At 63.6% G+C, this 18,613-nt stretch carries 21 protein-coding genes; 18 read left to right on the top strand and 3 right to left on the bottom strand.

Annotation, left to right across the window (positions count from 1 at the left end; translation table 11 throughout):
• Positions 1-62: 62 nt before the first annotated feature.
• A complete protein-coding gene (locus JOF56_RS18480) occupies positions 63-1,103 on the top strand; it encodes an NAD-dependent epimerase/dehydratase family protein (RefSeq protein ID WP_209639572.1) in 1,041 nt (346 codons plus the stop codon).
• Here JOF56_RS18480 and JOF56_RS18475 read toward each other — a convergent pair.
• Positions 1,089-2,423 carry a hypothetical protein gene (locus tag JOF56_RS18475; protein ID WP_209639570.1) on the bottom strand — a complete coding sequence of 445 codons (1,335 nt, stop codon included), beginning with the start codon at positions 2,421-2,423 and terminating at the stop codon, positions 1,089-1,091. The two genes, JOF56_RS18480 and JOF56_RS18475, sit on opposite strands and share 15 nt — an antisense overlap.
• Before the next feature lie 455 nt (positions 2,424-2,878).
• Between JOF56_RS18475 and JOF56_RS18470 the strand changes: the two genes are divergently transcribed.
• From JOF56_RS18470 to JOF56_RS18455, 4 genes are all read left to right on the top strand, one after another.
• On the top strand, positions 2,879-3,073 hold the full coding sequence (locus tag JOF56_RS18470; protein ID WP_209639567.1) for a hypothetical protein: 195 nt from the start codon (positions 2,879-2,881) through the stop codon (positions 3,071-3,073).
• A 255-nt stretch (positions 3,074-3,328) separates the two neighbouring features.
• Positions 3,329-3,835 (top strand): hypothetical protein, encoded by a 507-nt coding sequence (locus JOF56_RS18465; RefSeq protein WP_209639565.1) that lies wholly within the window; start codon positions 3,329-3,331, stop codon positions 3,833-3,835.
• Between the two features lie 42 nt (positions 3,836-3,877).
• Positions 3,878-4,285: a hypothetical protein gene (locus tag JOF56_RS18460; protein WP_209639562.1), complete on the top strand. Its 408-nt coding sequence runs from the start codon at positions 3,878-3,880 to the stop codon at positions 4,283-4,285.
• Positions 4,276-4,554, top strand: a complete 279-nt coding sequence (locus tag JOF56_RS18455; protein WP_209639559.1) for a hypothetical protein — start codon at positions 4,276-4,278, stop codon at positions 4,552-4,554. Before JOF56_RS18460 ends, JOF56_RS18455 begins: the two co-directional genes overlap by 10 nt.
• A 743-nt stretch (positions 4,555-5,297) precedes the next feature.
• Here the strand turns inward: JOF56_RS18455 and JOF56_RS18450 are convergent.
• Both JOF56_RS18450 and JOF56_RS18445 read right to left on the bottom strand, forming a co-directional pair.
• The gene (locus JOF56_RS18450) at positions 5,298-6,302 is read right to left on the bottom strand and encodes a radical SAM protein (protein WP_209639557.1); all 1,005 of its coding nucleotides are present in this window, start codon (positions 6,300-6,302) and stop codon (positions 5,298-5,300) included.
• A gap of 35 nt (positions 6,303-6,337) precedes the next feature.
• Positions 6,338-7,132 carry a hypothetical protein gene (locus JOF56_RS18445; protein WP_209639554.1) on the bottom strand — a complete coding sequence of 265 codons (795 nt, stop codon included), beginning with the start codon at positions 7,130-7,132 and terminating at the stop codon, positions 6,338-6,340.
• Positions 7,133-8,339: 1,207 nt separating this feature from the next.
• Here JOF56_RS18445 and JOF56_RS18440 point away from each other — a divergent pair.
• The 13 genes from JOF56_RS18440 to JOF56_RS18380 all read left to right on the top strand — a co-directional run bounded on the left by JOF56_RS18440 (position 8,340) and on the right by JOF56_RS18380 (position 18,533).
• The gene (locus JOF56_RS18440) at positions 8,340-9,380 is read left to right on the top strand and encodes a hypothetical protein (protein WP_209639552.1); all 1,041 of its coding nucleotides are present in this window, start codon (positions 8,340-8,342) and stop codon (positions 9,378-9,380) included.
• A gap of 132 nt (positions 9,381-9,512) precedes the next feature.
• Entirely contained in the window at positions 9,513-9,887 is a 375-nt protein-coding gene (locus tag JOF56_RS18435) for a hypothetical protein (RefSeq protein WP_209639549.1), read from the top strand.
• Positions 9,888-10,089: 202 nt separating this feature from the next.
• Positions 10,090-10,242 carry a hypothetical protein gene (locus JOF56_RS18430; protein ID WP_209639546.1) on the top strand — a complete coding sequence of 51 codons (153 nt, stop codon included), beginning with the start codon at positions 10,090-10,092 and terminating at the stop codon, positions 10,240-10,242.
• A 138-nt stretch (positions 10,243-10,380) separates the two neighbouring features.
• Positions 10,381-10,731 (top strand): LAGLIDADG family homing endonuclease, encoded by a 351-nt coding sequence (locus tag JOF56_RS18425; RefSeq protein WP_209639543.1) that lies wholly within the window; start codon positions 10,381-10,383, stop codon positions 10,729-10,731.
• Entirely contained in the window at positions 10,728-11,141 is a 414-nt protein-coding gene (locus JOF56_RS18420; RefSeq protein ID WP_209639541.1) for a hypothetical protein, read from the top strand. The genes JOF56_RS18425 and JOF56_RS18420 overlap by 4 nt, the downstream gene beginning before the upstream one ends.
• Positions 11,138-11,329 carry a hypothetical protein gene (locus tag JOF56_RS18415; protein ID WP_209639538.1) on the top strand — a complete coding sequence of 64 codons (192 nt, stop codon included), beginning with the start codon at positions 11,138-11,140 and terminating at the stop codon, positions 11,327-11,329. The genes JOF56_RS18420 and JOF56_RS18415 overlap by 4 nt, the downstream gene beginning before the upstream one ends.
• A gap of 1 nt (position 11,330) precedes the next feature.
• The gene (locus JOF56_RS18410; RefSeq protein WP_209639535.1) at positions 11,331-11,744 is read left to right on the top strand and encodes a hypothetical protein; all 414 of its coding nucleotides are present in this window, start codon (positions 11,331-11,333) and stop codon (positions 11,742-11,744) included.
• A 1-nt stretch (position 11,745) separates the two neighbouring features.
• The gene (locus JOF56_RS18405; RefSeq protein WP_209639532.1) at positions 11,746-12,039 is read left to right on the top strand and encodes a hypothetical protein; all 294 of its coding nucleotides are present in this window, start codon (positions 11,746-11,748) and stop codon (positions 12,037-12,039) included.
• A complete protein-coding gene (locus JOF56_RS18400; RefSeq protein WP_209639529.1) occupies positions 12,036-12,260 on the top strand; it encodes a hypothetical protein in 225 nt (74 codons plus the stop codon). The genes JOF56_RS18405 and JOF56_RS18400 overlap by 4 nt, the downstream gene beginning before the upstream one ends.
• A gap of 22 nt (positions 12,261-12,282) precedes the next feature.
• On the top strand, positions 12,283-12,780 hold the full coding sequence (locus JOF56_RS18395; RefSeq protein WP_245379712.1) for a DUF1353 domain-containing protein: 498 nt from the start codon (positions 12,283-12,285) through the stop codon (positions 12,778-12,780).
• 72 nt (positions 12,781-12,852) lie between these two features.
• The gene (locus JOF56_RS18390; RefSeq protein ID WP_209639523.1) at positions 12,853-13,680 is read left to right on the top strand and encodes a M15 family metallopeptidase; all 828 of its coding nucleotides are present in this window, start codon (positions 12,853-12,855) and stop codon (positions 13,678-13,680) included.
• Between the two features lie 176 nt (positions 13,681-13,856).
• Entirely contained in the window at positions 13,857-16,562 is a 2,706-nt protein-coding gene (locus JOF56_RS18385) for a phage/plasmid primase, P4 family (protein WP_209639520.1), read from the top strand.
• Positions 16,563-16,655: 93 nt separating this feature from the next.
• Entirely contained in the window at positions 16,656-18,533 is a 1,878-nt protein-coding gene (locus JOF56_RS18380; protein ID WP_209639518.1) for a DNA polymerase, read from the top strand.
• Positions 18,534-18,613: the final 80 nt, after the last annotated feature.

Genomic DNA, 18,613 nt, shown 5'->3' with positions numbered 1-18,613 from the left:
TCGGCCATGAGCCCTGACCGGCAGTTGCATGACGTCTAAACCGGTCCGCCATGATGGACCGCATGCCTCACGTGCTGATCTTGGGCGGGTCATGGTTCCTCGGCCGAGCGACCGCGGAACTCGCGGTCGCCAAGGGCTGGGATGTAACTATCTTCCGGCGCGGCCGGAGCGAGTCAGGGCCAGACCCAGCAGGTGTGCGAACGATCCACGGCGACTACGCAGACGCGCGGTCCGCGTCTGATCTCGCCGCACGCGGACCATATGACCTGGTCGTCGACAACCTCGCATTCACCCCACGCGACACCCTGGCGATGGCTCACGCGCTCTCGTCGGTGGCACAGAAGTACGTCGTGATTTCTTCTGTCAGCGCCTACAAGGGCTGGCCTACCGAACCTCTGACAGAGGACTCGTTCACTCTCGACTGCGAGCCGGACGCCGGCCCGGACCCTGGCTATGACGCCGACCCTGGCCCCTCAACCTATGGATTCGGCAAAGCAGGCTGTGAGCGCGCGGTGTTGCGGGTGTTCGGCGCGGCAGGATCGGTGGTCCTCCGCCCCGGCGTCATCCTCGGCCCCGGCGAGTACGTGGGACGTACGGCGTGGTGGCTCGCTCGAATGCGGAAGGGCGGCGACGTCGTGGCGCCGCACCCGGCCGACCGGTCAATCCAGCCGGTGGACGTTCGCGACGTGGCAGCCTTCGCCCTGACGGCCCCGACAGGCGTCTTCAACGTGACGGCAACCGGCATGGACACGTTCGGCGACTTCCTCGACGCCTGCCAGCGCGAGGCCCCAGCCCCAACCGGCACAGCGCTCCACTGGGTACCTCCGGAGACTCTCCTGGCGCACGACGTCCATCAATGGACCGAGCTACCTCTCTGGCGCACCTACGCGGGTGCCTGGGACGTGGATTCCTCTCGCGCCAGGGCCGCAGGACTGGTCACCCGACCCATCGCGGAGACCGTGCGGGATACGGCCGCGTGGCTGGCCGACGGCGGCGCCCTGGTCACCAGCGAGCGAGCCGCCGAGCTGGGACTATCACCCGAGAAAGAAGCCGAGATCCTCGCCGACCACCGCCGACGAACTCACGGGTCAGACGCCCGGTAGCTCGCTCGCGCTGGGCAGTTCGAGCGTGGCCGTAGCCTTCGGCAACGTGTCAGAAGCCCATGTGGTGACGGCGTCTCGGATACGAACGCCCTCGACGGCGCCGCGGAATGACCCGGCTGTCACCAGCCTCCCTAGGCCGGTTACTCGCTGGGTCAGCGCTTCCGTTCGGTGTTCGGCCGGAAGCGCCAGCACTGGCTTCAGGGCGTACTCGGCGCCTGCCAGGTCGCCGCGAAGGACGCGAGCGGTCGACAGGTCGACCTGGGCGGCCAGCTCGCCGGCCCGCCAACGCTGGGACACGGGATGTGCGGTGAACGCCTCAACGGCCGCCGCGGCCTCGATCTCTGCGCGCTCGCCGTCGCGCAGTGCGACGTGAGCGGCCCCGGCGCACAGAGCCCGGCGTGTGTGGCCGAAACTGAGTTCACCACCGACGCCGTCCATGAGGGCGTCATTCCCGGCCCGGTCCAGCTCGTCTGAGCACGCGCCTAGATTGGTGGCCACCTCATCGGCGGCGCCGAGGTAGGCGAGCGCCCGAGATTTCACCGCGAAGAGTCGAGCGCGTGGCGTCCCGGCGGGAGCCAGCTCGATGGCACGGGTCGCCACGTTCACTACGTCGTGGTAGCGACCACTCCACAGCAGTACCGACATCGTCAATGCCCTCGCCCATCCGCACAACGACGGGTGGTCGATGACGTCCCCGTAGGTGTACGCAGCACGGGCCAGTTCCTCGGCCGCTTCGGCGTGTCCGAGGTCGAAGGCGACGGACGACAGCAGGCCACAGGTTTGACCGGCCAGCAGGAACAACTCCGCGCGCTGGCGCGGCTTGTGAGTGCGTTCCAGTTGCTGATAGACGGTGTCGCGCAGCTTCACGAGTTCACCGAGCAGCTCTAGGGGCGCCTTGGTGAAGTACGCGCGGGCAAGGCGACCAGCCTCGGCGTGCAGTGCCTCCAAGGCGGCCGACGCCAGGGCGGTCGCGGCGTTCAGCGCGTGGTCCGCGGCTTCCCTTCCGGCAGACATCAGCAACTCCTCGGTGTTGACGGCGATGAGGGCGGGAGAGGCCTCACTCGGCGGGCCGAACAAACGATCTACGGGCTCGCGAAGCCAATACTCCAGCACTCGACGTGCCTGGGGTCGGGGCAGCTCTGAGGCTCCAGCCAGCCAGCGTTTCGCCTGCCGTTCGGATACCTGGGTGTTCTCGCCGATTTCCCCGGCTGCCTTGTTGAACGCTGAGCAGAACTCACGCAGGGTCCAGTGAGCCCCCTGCACGCGCTGTTCGAGGCGGGATCGGGGTTGTGGCGCGAGCCGCCTCCCAGTCGTTGACACAATCCAACGGTAGCTCGCCGAGGCACTGATTCTCTGCCTTCAGACTGAAATGGCCCCGCAATGACCCTAAGTGGCCCTTCCATGGCCTCTTGATGGCTGGGCTCCGAGGGCGAATCTTCAGTGAGACGCCTCGCCGTCGAGCCGTCCGGCCGTCCCTCCCGACGATATGCCGGGCCACACCTCGACGGTGGGGCGTCGCCCACAGTCCCGCGACCCACGGAGCCCCTGTGCGTTCCCGCATCGTATTTGCCATTGAAGGTCCTTGGCGGAAGTGCTCTATGCCAAGGTGCGAGCATTGCGAGACGTGCCGCATTGAACAAGCTGCTCGTCATGACGAGACGTGGCACTACGTTGATGATCGGACATTCGTAGTTTCGTGCGGACACCCGTATGGGCACCTAGAATCGAAAGGCGTCGCATTTCCGCCTCACCCGCTGGGTGGCTGCCCTCCATGCATGAAACATCAAGAAGCGAATGCCAATGCTGTGACGCTCAGCAGGATCACCGTCGCTCGGCAGCTTGTTGTTGACTCTTACGATCTCGCTGCGCGGGCAGTGGCGGCACAGCTGAAGATCGAAACTGAAGAAATCGCCAGCCAAATTTGCGACATGATCTCCGAAGGCGGACCAGTCTATGCGGACGCGTCATGAGCAAGCGTGCTCGTGGTGCTCGACGACTAGCCAGTTTGCTGACCGCCGCGTCCCATACCTACGTCCGGGTGTATTACGACCGGCAAATTCGCCGGTACCGAGTCGTGTGGACCAACGGGCCGGACGCTTCTCAGATGTTCACATTGGCAGTTCAGGCATCCGAGGAGGTACCGGACCTCGACATATCGACCCTGTTGTGGGACCGAGGTACTCGCTGAGATACCCCACGCGGCAGAGGAAGGAGGACACACAACCGTGCCCACATACGCCGTGCTCGTTGCTTTCATCGTGGCGCTACTTGCATTGCTGGCCTTGTTGCGCCTGCGCGCTCGGGATGGAGACCCAATCGGACGACATCGGGCCAACTCGGATAGCGCACCTACCATGCCCGACATTCTCGAACGGCTTGCCGACGCGCATCCAGACTCCTCCTGTCCCGGCCGTACGGTCCGGATCACATCCAACGATACGGACGCCGACAGGTTTAAACGGACCGGAGACTTCGACCCGGATTCCGACACTGACTTCCTCGACGTCTTCGCTTCGGCCCTCGTGAGGCCATATGTGAGTAAAACGGAGCAAGATCGACAGACTTCAGAATGGTTTGACGCATCATTCACAGCCCGCGAAGACCAGCCGGAATTGATTCCACCGGATCAGATGAGCGAAAACACAAACGTCGCTACACAAGAAGCAGAGCGCCATTCGCCGAATAACGTGCCGCCCGTCGGGGAGTCGGGCCGCGTCGCGAAGGTGGCTTAGAAACCTAACCGCTTGCGACATGAATTCACAGGTTCAACCCCGATGAACGGCTACCTAGAGCAAGAAATCATCGCGAGAGCTTCTCACGCAGACCTTGCGCTGTACTTCCTACTTCGTGGCGGAGGATACGTGAGCGCCATATCGTTAGCCCTCGCGACGGGCCACACCAAGGAGTTGTTCCGTGTCGCGCTGAACTGGGAACTAAAACACGGGAACTTGATTCGTCGGCCAGAGGCCGAACTCAAAGGCACAGGACCGAAAGACTACAACAGCGTCGAGTATCAATTGACGAATCAGGGAGTTGCAGCAGCGTTCTACGCATTGAAGCGCAGAAATCCTGCCCTGCACGTCATGCTGCTTGAGCAGCAAGGATGGCCTGATCACCCCTGCCGCATCGAAGCCTCGACAAAGGAAGGAAATACGCACAGGTGTCCGAAGAAATGTGTCTGACCAGAGGGCCGAGCGGGATGATGTGCACGTTACCGAAGGGCCATACCGGTGATCACATCGCCGAGTCAGGCAAGAGGGGCAACATCAAGGACGCGTTCCGAGAAGGCGTCCCCAGCGCCAGCGAAGAGACCGACCAGGAGCACGCCAGTACCGGCGGAGGCGGGACCGTGGTGGTCAAGGGCGGGTGCCCCCTGGTTGTCTTGCCCGTCGTCGGCGGCGTAACTGTCGTAGTGCTCTGCCTGATCAAGACACTCCGCCGCATTCGCTAGTCGTTGACGGCACGGATTTCGCTTAGCTGCAACAGAAACAAGAGCCCAGCTCCGCCCGGCCCCGCGCATGGGCGTCGAGCGGGCCGTGAGGGCAGCCCCGCTGAGCCTGGACATCGCTCAGCGGGGCTGCTGCGTTCCGTGAAGCCGCTCCCCGGCGACCTCACGACCCATCGCGCGGCTGGAGCGCCCCGAACGGCACTAGCTGATCTTCGAGAAAGACCCGGTGACGCCGCCCGTCGGCATACGGAACGTAAAAATTCACCACCCCTAGCCACCGGCCTCGTACCGACCGGAACCTCCCGTAGATCCAGCCCTCCGTCTTGAAGTCGAGGTCAAGGCCGTCGCCCACGGACCGTGGAGCCTCGTCCTCGCCGGCCTGGTACAGCACGTCCAAGAGGACCCAAACCGCGTCGGCCTTCGGGATATGGCCGTGGAGGTCGTCTTATGTGGACTATCTTGTTATGCCGATCTTGTTTGCGTTGTGCCTGGCGAGGGGTGTCGGTTCTATTTACACAGAAGAAATTCCAAACAGTTCGAGCCATCACCCCTGTGTTCAATTCTCTGGGGTGGACCGCGGGTCGCGCAGGCGCAATATTAGGTTTAGAGCCATTGCCCGTGCCGCACACGCCGAGCATTGGGTAATACCAAACAGTGCGGTCAGTCGGGCGACGTATTCACCAGCGCCTATCTCGTTCCCGCGCCCAACGAACCATGGAACGGTAATCGGCGTGCGGGGACTCGGCTCAGTCATTAGAAACGCTTTCCCCCTCCGGCGCATAGAATAGTATGTATTCGCTTGCAATGACGTCGACGATCTTCTCTGAATGAAAATCTTTAATGACTCGCCGGACGCTAGTGTCGCGGTAGAGGCGAATGCACGCTTGACATCGATGTGCGTACATTCCCTCCCATTCGATCGACGTGTCGTGTTCTGCCGCCCATGCGAGGATCCGCTCTGGTCCTTCTACTCGTAACCAATGCTTGAGAAAGTCATTCCCGGCCCGTTCATCCGCTTGGGCAAGGGTTGTATTTTCGATGTGGCCTACAAGTAACTCTGGAACCGTCCTCATTCCCAACCCGCAGCATGCTGCGATACTGCCGTCAGCTTGGATTGTCGTGGTGGTGAGAACGCTATCGCATCCTTTGCGCGCCATGACATTTGACCGATCTGCCGCCATGCCGGCAGGGTAATTCTCAATCAGGTCGGGCTCTATAGGCATCCACGGGCTCTCGCGAAGCGGAATGGCAACATTGGGGTGATCACGCCTTAACCTAACGTAATCTGGATGCTTGGCGATAGCGGCCGCCGTAATACGTCTCTGAGCCCTGGTTTCGACCATGATAGTGAGCGGAAGTTGGCGTTCTATGGCAGCGCGTGCGGCCAAGAACAGGCGCTCAAGTGGCACGAAACGCGCATGCTCGTCGCCGGTGGAAAAATTGATCTCGTCGAGTCCAGCGTCGAAGAGACGGCGAACTTTGTGGCGTGCAGCAGAAGGGCTTAGCGCCCAGTACCCGTTCGTCACGATTCGAGTGACAAGGTTACGTTTGCGTGCATACTTAATTGCCGCCAGGAGATTAGCGCCCGCTAACGTCGGTTCACCACCAGTAAAAACAACCACGAGATATTCGTTGTCACTGGCTTGGTCAATCACTCGTGTCATCTGCTCTAACGAGAGAGCATGTCGTTCCCGAGGGCTACTGCCAGTTCCGCAATGGAGACATTCGGCTGTGCACCGCCATGTCGTCATAATCGATAATGTTCGCCCACCAGGCAGTCCGCCGGTCACAACTGAGGCCCACGCCGTATTGCGTCCGGATCCGTTAGCACGCCTTGCTCTCGAAGAATCATAGCTCGCCGTTCGAAGCGATCCGACAGCAGGTTGCTCACTGCAGCAATATCTTCACGTGTGAGTCCCACGGGAGCCGGCTTCGGCGTAAAGTCGATCACTGTCACCACTACAAAAGCTAACGCCACAGCGACAGTTACGACCGCGACCTCGTGATATGCTAAAGTACTACCTACAGGTGGCCCTTTGGGGCCAACCTTTGGATCGGGACACAGATCTGGCAATTTTCCGCCAGGCTCGGGGATGTCAGGGCACCAATCTCCGCCGCCTCCTCCTCCAGGGTCAGGCATTAGCCTTGTCGTCGGGTCTACGAACGCCATCGAGAATAACAATTCACGGTCCATGTTTCTGATCAGACCGTCCGCGACGCGGTTATACAGAGCGGTTCGATCCATTCGAGTGGCGTACAAGCGAAGCCCTTCTTCAAAGTCCTCGATACCCTCGTTAGCGGCTTCGCGCCTAGCCTCAGATTCCATTTCTTCTTGTAGGTTCCGAGTGAACTCCATGAACCCTGGATTGCTCAGAACCGAGAACAGTATTCTATTGGCTTGATTGAGGGTTTCAGGCATGGGCGGCATGTAGCCGTTGAACACCTTTCGGCTAATCGTTCCGGCCGGATCGCGTAAAAACAGCTCCGTAAATGAGCGAGAGTCTCGCATATTCCAGAACAAGGATCGGACATGTCGAGAAAAACCTGAATAGTTAAGGATGAGTAGCTCATCAGCGCGCATAAGATCACCTCATGCCTTCACGACTGGACCAGGCGACTTACTGTAACTACGAGGACCCGGTGCATCTAGAGCTGACAAGCCCGAGCGCCTGATCCGTTGGGGTGAAATCGCATGGACCGCTTCGTTACATATGCAATCTAGTGTTTCCAGCTTCGTCCAATCGGTCTAATTTTTGTTCGCCACCGACCGAATCGCTGTCCGTAGTGGTGATCAAAAAGTAGGGTCGTACATCTTGATCGCGAGTCGCGATTAGTCGTGCGCGTACTGGATCGATCACGAAGCCCTGTGCCATTGTCTCGAAGTGTCGGACTGTCGAAAACGGCACGTTCAAACGGCATTGACTCTCAATGACCTGAGTAATAAGTAGCGTTGATCCATTATCCCGCCGGGCGGGGGCCGACGCCCCTAGCTTGCACGCCTCAGCCGCCTGTGATTATGCCGAGCCGACACGAGCATTGGCCGCCACCTCAAGGCACCCGCCGTGGGCGGCATAACGGAGAGATCCACATAAGACGACTTACGCCGAGGTCGGCATAAGTCGTCGCCGATCCAGGTCATGTAGGGGCTGATCAGCATGGGTCGAGGATGTCCACAGTAGAACAAATGTTCGAATCCGCCCGGATGTGCGTGGCGTCGATGGTCCTGCTAACCTACGGCCGTGAGGCTAGCCGCCCTTAGGCGCTAGCCACGCGAAACCTTCCCAGGATTGGCATCGACGGGCCTGTCCACTGCGGAAGCGATCGCGTAAAAGTGTCGAAGTGCGATAGTGCAGGACCTGCAGTAAGACTAATGTCCGAACCGTCGGGCGGATCTTAGTTCAACCAGTTCATAGGACTGGTCGAGCTGAGGTGCGCTTTCACCCTCTCGGCCAGCAGAGGGTGAAAGGGCGATCGTCGTGGTGGATGTCCTCGTCTACGCGGCAGCCGCGGCAGTGGCTTTGGGCTCTGTCGTCGGCCACATATGCAAGCGCCTGACGCAGCGAGACCTGATCCGGAAAGCTCGCGTGAGCGACATCGCGACCATCTCCAGCCACATTCACGGCCAGACTGAGCCGCCACCGCCGCAGCTCGACAGCGGGCAAGGCGGCCTCGATTCTTCCCCTCCCGCGAATCCGGACGGTCCTTCCGCTCCCTCCTGAGCAGACCTGTGCACACTCGCAGATGTCCCGAAGTGGCAACTAAACCCACCACTTTCGGAGACAACGCACATGACCGATCCGTTCACCACGGTCGCCACTGAGCTCCCTCGTGACCGCTGGGGCCGGCCACTCATCACGCCGCCGGAGGGCAGTGAGCCGGTCGCCTACATGCGGACGACGACATTCGTCGGAGCGCTGGAGGACACCTTCCACCTCGGTAGGTGGCAGATGCGTATGACCGCCCTGGGGATGGCCCGCCGCCGAGACCTCCAGCTCGCCGCGTCCGCGATCCAGGATCCCAAGGACCGCTACCAGAAGCGCACGCTCAACGACCTCGCCAAGGCCGCCATGGAGGCCGCCTCCGGGTCGGCAGCTGCCACCACCGGCACGGCGCTCCACACCTTCACCGAGAACATCGACCGCGGCCTCCCGGTCGGCTACGTACCGGAGGAGTACGAGGCGGACCTGGAGGCGTACCGTCAGGTCACCGCCGGATTCGCCGTCATTGACATCGAAGGCTTCTGCGTATGCGACCACCTCCGGGTCGGCGGCTCCTACGACCGGATCATGGGCCTGCCATCAGATGGCATCTTGGCCCCGGACTGGTGGCTTCTACGCCACCCCGCCGAGAACCCGATCATCACCGGCAACGTCATCTGGGACTTGAAGACCGGCGGTTCGATCGAGGACGGCCTCTTCGGCATGGGCAAGATCGCTATGCAGGAGGGCGTTTACACGAACTCCGTGTCGTATGACCACACTCTTGGGACTCGATCCCCGTTACCTGGCAACCCAAGGAAGGACCTGGGGATCGTCTGCCACCTGCCAGCAGGGAGCGGTCAAGCCCAGCTCCTTTGGGTCGACCTGGAGTCTGGCTGGGAGATGGCCGAGGAGGTCGCGCCGCGCGTTCACGTCTGGCGCAAGCGAACGGATATCTCCGCACCGTTCGCCGCAGCGACAGCGCGGCCCACGATCACCCCGATCCCGGAGTTGATCCGGAGAGCCAGCTCGTACGCCGAACTTCAGGCCATTTTCGCTGAGTACCAGATGGTCTGGACGCCAGGCCTCACCGCGCTTGCTGCGGCACGTAAGGCCGAACTGGCCGTGTGACTTCCGCGCCGAGGATCGCCAAACGATCCCGACTGGCGCTGAGCAAATGCCGCTCGCCTCGCAGACCTCTTTGAGTGAGGCGGGAAAGAGCCTGTCTCGCTCGCAAGCCACAAGAAGGAGCACGACTCCCGCATGAGCGAATTCAAGGACCCGAGCACGGCCACCGGCATCGAGTGGAAGGACTTGAACGGCGCGCTGCTGCTGTTCAGGGTTCACAGCCAGGAGCACGGCATCAAGACCGTGCACGGCGACTCCTCGGCCGTGCGTGGCGACGTGATCGTCCTGGACGGCGACAACGTCGACACCGTTTACACAGACACGCTGGTCTTCCCAAAGGTGCTCCAGAGCCAGCTCAAGCCGTCGATCGGTTCGATGGTGCTGGGCCGGCTGGGCCAGGGCCACAAGAAGCCGGGCCAGAGTGCACCATGGACGCTGGCCGCGGCTTCCGAGGCGGACAAGGGCGTCGCCCGGGAGTACCTGGCAAAGTCGGTCGAGACTCCTTTCTGAGCCAACCACCGAGATCTCTCGGTCGACTCGAGAAGCCTAGCCAGGTCACCCCCTGAGACACGGCTGTACCGGGCGGCTCGACCGAGCCCTGACTGGACAGGCGCCGTGAGGCGCTGCAACGGGTACCCGCCGCCGAGTGCGTTCCGGTGACGGCGCCTGTCCTCCTTTCCCTGGTAGCAAACAACTTTCCCAGGAGCGCACCATGACCGAGACCGCGACCGAGCCGACGACCGCCCAGATGCGCGCCTACCTGCGCGCCAACCGGCCGGACCTGGACGTCGGCATCCGCGGCTTCCTGTCGAAGGACGCCATCAAGGCGTACCGCGAGGCACACGGCCTGCCGGTCGAGGACTGACCTTCCCACTCACAGAGGCCCCGTTCCCACCGCAGGGAGCGGGGGCCTTCTGGCGCGAGCGATCCAGAAAGGACAGGGCTCGATGATCGAGAAGTCCACTGCGGACGCCGTCGGGACGGCTCTCCCGGCGGTGGTGGTGTGAGCGTAGATATGGACCGAGTGGACGCCGCGTGGCTCGCCGGGCTGCTTGACGGCGAAGGCTGTTTCGACGCGCCACGCGGAAACCCGCGCGTCCGCGTGAAGATGAGCGACTTCGACGTGATCCTTCGCGCCGCCGCGCTCATGGAAGCGCGAACGCATCGGGAGACAGTTCCCGGCCGCAAGCCGTTGCTCGTTGCGCAGATCACCGGAGAGCCCGCTGTGCGCGTTCTGCGCGCTGTTCTGCCTTTCCTCGGTGCGCGTCGTTCCGCTCGCGCCACGGAGATCATCGTGTCGCATCAAACCAAGGGGAAGACCGGCCGTCGTCTCGCCCTGGCGCGTGCGGCGTGAGCAACCCCAACAAGGCGCGTGGTGACCGCTGGGAGCGGTCCGTCCTGGATTTCCTCCGTGAGGTCTTTGGACGGGCCGCCATCCGGCCCCGCCAGGAGGGCCACATCGACGTCGGCGACGTCCACCTCTCTCCCTGGGCTCTCCAGCTCAAGGACGAGGCGTCGCACAACTTCTCCGGCTACCTCAACGACGCCGAGAAGCAGGCCGCCGCGGCCGGCGAGCCGTTTGCCGCCGCTGTCGTGAAGCGGCGCAGGTACTCCGTCGACCGCGGCTACGTGGTCATGACGCTCGCAACCTTCCGCCGTGCCACCGCGCGCCTTCGCCGCGCCGAGGAGCTGCTCCTCCGCGCCAACTCGGACCTCTTCGACAAGCACATGAGCGAGAACCTGAAGGAGAACGAGAACCGGTGAACACCGACACCCGCAACGCCTTGATCGGCGCCCTGCCGCACGGGTCGAAGTTCCTGTTTGTCCTGAACGCCAAGGCGTCCGCGACCGGCGCGCCGATCTTCGCTGGGATCGACCGGGCCGAGAAGCTCCGGCGCCGGGCGGCCGGGAAACGTCAGCGTGCGGCGCGCCGGATCAATCGGGCGGCCTGACGTGCCGGAGTCGTACGAGAAGCACGTCATCGGGGGAACGACATTCTCGTTTCCCCCGTTGCCGCCGAAGGACGAGATCGACCCGGTTCTGTTCGAGCGCCTCACCACCGAGCGGGAGAAGATCCTCGACGAGGCGCGGAAGGTCAAGCCCACCAAGCGAACGGCGCCGCGCGGCGTACGCACACCGAAGCCGGGCAACGGCGTCTTCGAGCCGGAACCCGGTGCTCCAGGGTCGGTGCTCGAAGTAGATGGTCGCCGTTTCGAGGTCTGGTGTTCCGCTCCGACTTACCTGGGTCACCGCGCTGTCTGGGCAACCGTCGAAGGTTCCGTTAGCTACTGGCACGTCAATTGCCATGGCTCCTATCAGGAATGCGACGCCCGGGGCCACCGCGTCGAGCGCGAAAAGGAGGCATGACATGCCGCGTCGCATTGCCACCGACGGCAAGCAGCTTTACCGGGCCGTCATCACGACCACGGTGACACGCCAGGGCGAAGATCCGAGATCCCGAACCGAGGTCTACGGCCCCTACAACCGGACGAACGAGGCCGCCGCACTGATCACGCGCGAGAAGAACGACGCCGAGCGTGAGAACTTCCGGTTCGGCCCGGACGGCATGGTCACCCACAAGCACGGAAGCCCGTGGACGGAGCGGGCCGAGGAAGGTCACGTCGAGAAGGCGACCGTCAACTGGGAGCGGGTGGGCGCGTGAGCAGGTACGCGCGGCAGTACGAGGGCGACGTCCTCTACCGGGTCGTCATCCGGATTTTCGACGAGAGTGGTCACGTCGTCCGCAAGACCTACCTCGGCCCATATGACACCCCAGGCAAGGCCAAGGCACGACTCACCGGAGCCATCCGCCACCGCGATCCCTCGCGGGTCGTCGGCCGGGTCGAGGAGGCCCGTCCCGATTGGATTCCCATCCAGACGTGAAGGAGTGCGCGTAGTGCCGTTCATGTTCGACCCTGCACTGTCATGTCAGGCCGACGGGGTTTCCTTCCGGCTCCTCGCGCCAAACGTCTACTTCGGACGGTCGGATAGGTGGATCATTCCGGAGGGCTTCGTTACCGACTTCGCCACGATCCCCGCCGTCGTCTCCTGGGCTATTCCAAAGCTTGGCGCCTACACAGAGGCCGCAATCGTCCACGACTACTTCTGCTCAGTAGGTATCGGTACCGGGGAGATCTCGGCGCGCGATGCCGACGCGGTCTTCCGCCGGATCATGCGTGAGCGAGGCGTAGACCTCGTCACTCGATGGCTCATGTGGGTCGGCGTCCGCTGGGGAGCGGCGTTCAACTCGATCCGTCGACCCGAGTGGTGGAAGGACATCCCCGCGGTACTGGCCCTCACGGTCCTCGCCGCGCCGGTCGTCGTCCCCGTATCGCTTCTGGCCGTCGGAGGCCGCCTGGTGTTGCGGGCGGCCTCATTTGTGGCCCGGATTTTCTGCCGGTAGCCACTCACACCGAGAAGACCCCGTCTCCACCCGGAGACGGGGTCTTCGTCGTTTAAACACAAAGGAGATCTCTTGCCCAAGTCCTACAACGGCTGGTCTGCCTCGCCCAACCCCGCAGACTTCGGAGGCCTGGCCCGGCTCGAAGTTGCCGGGGAGACCTTCGCCCCTGGTGTTCGCGCTGGCGATGTCCACGCGGTCTTCCAGTACCTCGCCGAGCAGCTCCACCGCCGCGTCGAGCCGATCGTCCGGCCGGACTGGCACCAGGCGGACGACTGGGGCTACTCGTACCGCAAGAACGTCAACGCCAACAATCTCTCTTGTCACGCCTCGGGTACGGCCATCGACTACAACGCCACGCGCCACCCGAACGGCAAGCGCGGGACGTTCTCTGCTGGGCAGGTCGCGGAGATCCGCCGCATCCTCGGCGAGCTGGAGGGCGTCGTCTGTTGGGGCGGCGACTTCACCGGCACGGCGGACGAGATGCACTTCGAGATCATCAAGGGCGCCGGGGACATCGCCCGCGTGGCCGCGAAGGTTCGTGGAGGTGCTCCGGCGCCCGTTCCGCCTCCGGCACCCGCTCCTCCGCACACTCCTGGCAAGTTCGCCTGGAACCTCCCGGCGGGTCACTACTACGGCAACATCGCCGGGCCAGCGAAGAGCCACGGCGGGTACTACAGCGCGGAGCGCGACGAGGTCCGCAACATCCAGCAGTGGCTGATCTACCACGGCTGCGTTCCGGGCGTGCCGTCGTCGGCCTGGGCTTCGAGCGGCTGGGCGGACGGTAAGTGGGAAGGCCCAACCGATGGGGCGATGGCTACCTGGCACGCCCGTTTCTACGCCGGCCAGCCGTTCCCGGCGCAGTGCTGGAGGGACGACTACGACCGGCTCGCTCGCGCCTGAGCCCGCCAGTCCGGCCCTGTCCTGGCCGTCCATTCGACGTCAAGTCCGTCTTGACGTGAGCAGATCAGTGCCTCCTCGCAGAGGTTCCGAGTGACAGCAGGACATTCCACCGAGAAGCCCCTGTCCTCCCAACGTGGAGGGCGGGGGCTCTCGTTGTTTACACGAGCAGGAGCACCGTGGACCCCTTCAACGACCCCGGCCCGGCTGGACGGTCGACGCCCCTCACGCTCGCGGCCCTCCTCGACCGATTCGACGAGGTCGAAACTGAGTCCAACGGATACGTCGTCACGTGCCCGAGCCACGAAGACTCCCGGCCGTCGCTGCGCATCGGCTACAACGCCCAGAGCAAGAAGGTCGGCCTCAAGTGCCGCGCCGGCTGCGAGACCAAGGACGTCCTCAAGGCCCTCGATCTGACCATGTCCGACCTGTTCAACGTCGAACCCGGCGACATCGACGACGTCCGCTCTGCTGGCCGCGTCCCGGAGAAGCCGTCCGTTGGTGACCGAGCCGCCCTCAAGCTCTATCTCGACCGTACCCAGACCATGCTCCGCTCGGTCTCCTACGAGGCCGACGGAACTCCGATCCTGTCCGAGGTCATCGACTACGCCTTCCGCCGCTTCGGGATCACCCTGGAGAAGGCGAACGAGCTGGGGCTGGGATACGACGACGGAACCGTGGACGGCGGCAAGCTCACGCTCTCCCGCGCCCTCTACCACGACGTCCCACGGATCGTAATCCCGTTCTATGACTTCGACGGACACCCGCAGTACCTCCAGGCACGCGCGCTGTCCGACGAGGGCGTCCGGGCGAAGTGGTCGGGGCCGAACAACCCAGAAGGCGCCGCGTGGGCGAAGTACGGCTACTTCCCTGGCGGCTCCGGCTGGAACGAGGTGATCATCACCGAAGGGCCAGGCGACGGCCTGACCGCAAACGCGCTGGGATATGACGTCATTCTGATCCGCGGCGCCGCGCTAGGCATGAACGCCGCCCTCGCCGACGAGCTGGCCGCTCACTTGCACGGGCGTCGCGTCGTAGTGGCGGGGGACGACGACGCCGCCGGAGTCAAGTTCACCCGCGACGTCGCCGGGGCGTTGTCGGAGCGCAAGCTCGACGTCCACAAGCTCTCAATCCTGGCCGACGCCAACGACATCACGAAGTGGCGAGAGGTCTCCGGCGCAGCCTTCGACAAGGCCTTCATCCAGGCCGTCAAGGACGCACCGCGCTACGGCTCCGACGAGATCACCGTGGAGCAGATCGCACAGGACATCACCCGCCTGTTCTCCGACGTCTACAACGCCAAGACGCTCCTCGCCGTCGTCCAGGAGCAGGGCGGAGACGTTCGCTTCACCTCCGAAGCGGGCTTCATCGTCTACCAGCCGGACGCGGGGACCTGGCAGGTCGACCACGCCGAGTGGGTCCGTTCACAGGCCCAGACCGTCGCGGCCCGAGTCCAGCGCGCCATCCTCGACCAGATGCAGTCGATGGACTCGCGCGTCGCGGGCATCGACGACAAGGACCTCCGCGAGACCACTGGCGACCTCCTGGACGCCCAGCGCAAGAAGGCCCGCTCCGGCTCGCTGGTCTCTTACGTGATGTCCACCCGCGGAATCGATTCGATGATCCGGGAACTCCGGGCGTTGCCCGGTGTCTTCGCGTCCTATGAGGACTTCGATCAGCATCCGCATCTCCTCGCGTGTGGCAACGGGGTCGTCAACCTCGAAACCGGCGAGCTGTCCCCGTACTCTCCGGCCACCAAGGACCTTCTCCTCCTGCGACGGGTCGACGTGCCCTACATCCAGGGCGCACGGAACCCGCGCTGGGAGAAGTTCCTCGTCGAGATCTTCGAGAAGTACCCGGACCTTCCCGCGTATATGAAGCGGCTGACCGGCTACGGGATCACCGGCCACACGACCGAACAGGCCCTGGTTGTCCTCTACGGCGGGGGATCAAACGGCAAGGGCGTCTTCATCGAAACCCTCACCGGGATCTTCAAGGGGATCACGACAACCACGCCGTTCTCGACGTTCGAGATCAAGCCGTCCGGCGGAATCCCGAATGACATCGCCGCCCTGAAGGGCTCCCGGCTCGTCATGGCGTCGGAGGGCGAGCAGGGTAGGCAGATGGCCGAGGCCGTCATCAAGAGGCTTACCGGTGGCGACACGATCTCCGCGCGCTTCATGCGCAAGGAGTTCTTTGAGTTCGTTCCGACGTTCCTGATCATGCTGGCCACCAACTACAAGCCCAACTTCCGGGGCCAGGACTACGGCCTGTGGCGCCGGGTCAAGCTCGTCCCCTTCGACCGCACCTTCACCGCGGACGACAAGGACAAGTACCTGACCGCGAAGTTCCTCGGTAAGCGCGTGCCGAACGCGGCTTACCGCGACGGCGAGGACTACGGCGACGGGCCGGCCGGGATCCTGGCCTGGGCCGTCGAGGGCGCGATGGAGTGGTTCTGCGACACCCTCAAGGACCCTGACGTGGTCACCAAGGCAACCGCCGAGTTCAAGGAGACGAGCGACAACCTCGCCGAGTTCTACGCCGAGCACCTCGTCAAGGACCCGGCGGGCCGGATCAAGGGCCAGGACGTCTGGGCGCTCTATCAGGAGTGGTGTGAGGAGGAGCAGCTCGACAAGAAGGAGCGCTGGAAGCGGTCGACGTTCTGGAAGGCACTGGAGGAGCGCGGCGCAGTCAAGACCCTGCCCGCTGGATCGGTGAGCTTCAAGGGCATCCGTAAGCGGCGCCCCTCCGAGCACATCGGCGACCCAGCCCCCGACAGGTCTCCGCAGAAGTCTGATGAGCCGCGAGCAGAAGCCTCACCGCTCGCAGATGTCCCGAGTGATGGACCGATTGGGGCGCCAGACCTCGACGCCTTCCTCTCGTAGCACAGGCACCTAGCCCCACCGCGCCAGCTCCATCCCAAGGCCCCGCCTTCCCATCCCGGGAGGCGGGGCCTTTCCGCGTTTACCCCCGGATCCGTGAAGGGCGACCGCCCAGTGAAGATCTTCAAGCACCGTGTAAACGGGGACGAAGTCCCCATCTTCTACCCAGAGCGCGACCAGGACATCACCGGCTTCGAGCGGTTCCTTACGGACACTCCCCGCGTGCTCGGTCTCGACACCGAGACGACCGGCCTCAAGATCTATTCCCGTGGATTCAGGACCCGGCTGGTCCAGTTCGGAGACAAAGAGCGGGCCTGGGTTCTCCGCGCAGACCAGTTCCGTGGAGTCATCGCCGAAGCGCTCGCCGCTCAGGAGCTTCGCTTCGCCGCCCACAACGCGCCGTTCGACCTCTTGGTCCTCGACCGCTGTGGGCTCGCGTCGCTGGAGTCCCTCGGCCCTCGCACGTTCGACACCTACATCCTCGCCCACCTCTGCGACCCGCGGACGGAGCACGACGGCGGCGCTGGCCTCGGCCTCAAGCCACTCTCGACGGTCTATGTCGACAACGACGCCGCCGACACGGCTAAGGGTCTCTACGAGGTGTTCCGCCGCGAGTACAAGGCGAACAAGTCGACCGGCTGGGCACTCATCGATATCGATCACCCGCTCTACGTGACATACGCAGGGCTCGATGTCGTTTACACGGCCCGACTTCTGGCTGAGTTGGGCCTCCTGATCAAGCAGGCCGGGCTCTCCAAGCTCGCCCAGTTCGAGCACCGAGTCCAGCTCATCACCACCCACCAGCAGCGCCGCGGCCTGCTCATCGATGTTGACTACACGAAGAAGCTCGTCGACCGGCTGGAGGAGGAGTCCGAAACCTACCTCCACATAGCTAAGGGCTACGGCGTCGAAAACGTCAACTCGACGCGCCAGGTGATCGAGGGTCTCCAGGGCATGGGCGAGGCCTGGAAGGACAAGACGGCCACCGGAAATCCCGCCGTCGGCAAGGAGGTCCTCCTCCCGATGGCCGACCTGGATAAGGACTGGAGTCGCATCGGTCGCCGGGACCCCAACCCATTGGCCGACGCGATCCTTCGGAGCAAGAGGGCCGCGAAGTGGCGGGAGTCCTATGCTTTGCCGTTCCTCACCGACCGCGACGAGAACGACCGGATTCACCCGTTCATCAAGAGCCTTGCAGCACGGACGGCGCGGATGTCGGTGTCTGGTCCACCGCTCCAGCAGCTTCCCTCGTCAGACTGGACGATTCGGCGCGCGATCGTCGCCGACCCGGGCTGGCTCGTGATCGCCTCGGACTACGCACAGGTCGAAATGCGCGTCCTCGCAGCGATGGCGGACGTCAAGGAGATGAAGAAGGCCATCCTCCAGGGTGTCTCGATCCACGAGTACACGGCGAACCTTCTGTGGCCCAACGGTTACGAAAAGTGGCAGTACAAGATCGCCAAGAACACCGGCTTCGCCAAGGTGTTCGGCGGAGGCGCGGCCACGATTTCCAAGACGTCGGGCGCAACGCTCGAAGAGGTCCGGCCGGTCATCTCCTCCTACGACGAGGCGTTCCCGGAGATCCCGGCCTATGGCCGCGTTCTCCAGCGGAAGGCCGCCTACGGCGGAGGCGCTGTCGTCACGCCGATCGGACGCCGTCTCCCGCTTGACCGCGAACGCGCTTACGCCGCAACGAATTACATGGTGCAGAGCACGGCCCGCGACATCCTCGCAAAAGCGCTATGTGCCATCGACGACGCCAGCATGAGCGAGTACATCCTCCTACCGGTTCACGACGAACTGGTGGCCCAGGCGCCAGCTGCGGACGCCGAGGAGGTCATCCGGGAGATCGGACGCCTCATGGAGCGCGACTTCATGGGCATCCCGATCACCTCCGACCCCGAGGTTTACGGGCGGAGCTGGGGAGCGGGATACATGGCGGCCGAACAGAAGCGGCTGCTCGACGCCGCCTGACGGCTGCATACCGCCCGTATGACGTGGTTTTCAAAGTGATCCACAACACCAAGTTTCAGGGCCTTCTGAAGTTACGGCAA

The sequence above is a fragment of the Kibdelosporangium banguiense genome (assembly GCF_017876405.1).
GTDB lineage: Bacteria > Actinomycetota > Actinomycetes > Mycobacteriales > Pseudonocardiaceae > Kibdelosporangium > Kibdelosporangium banguiense.
Note: the sequence above shows the minus strand (reverse complement) of the source record. Positions and strands in the feature narration are given on the sequence as shown.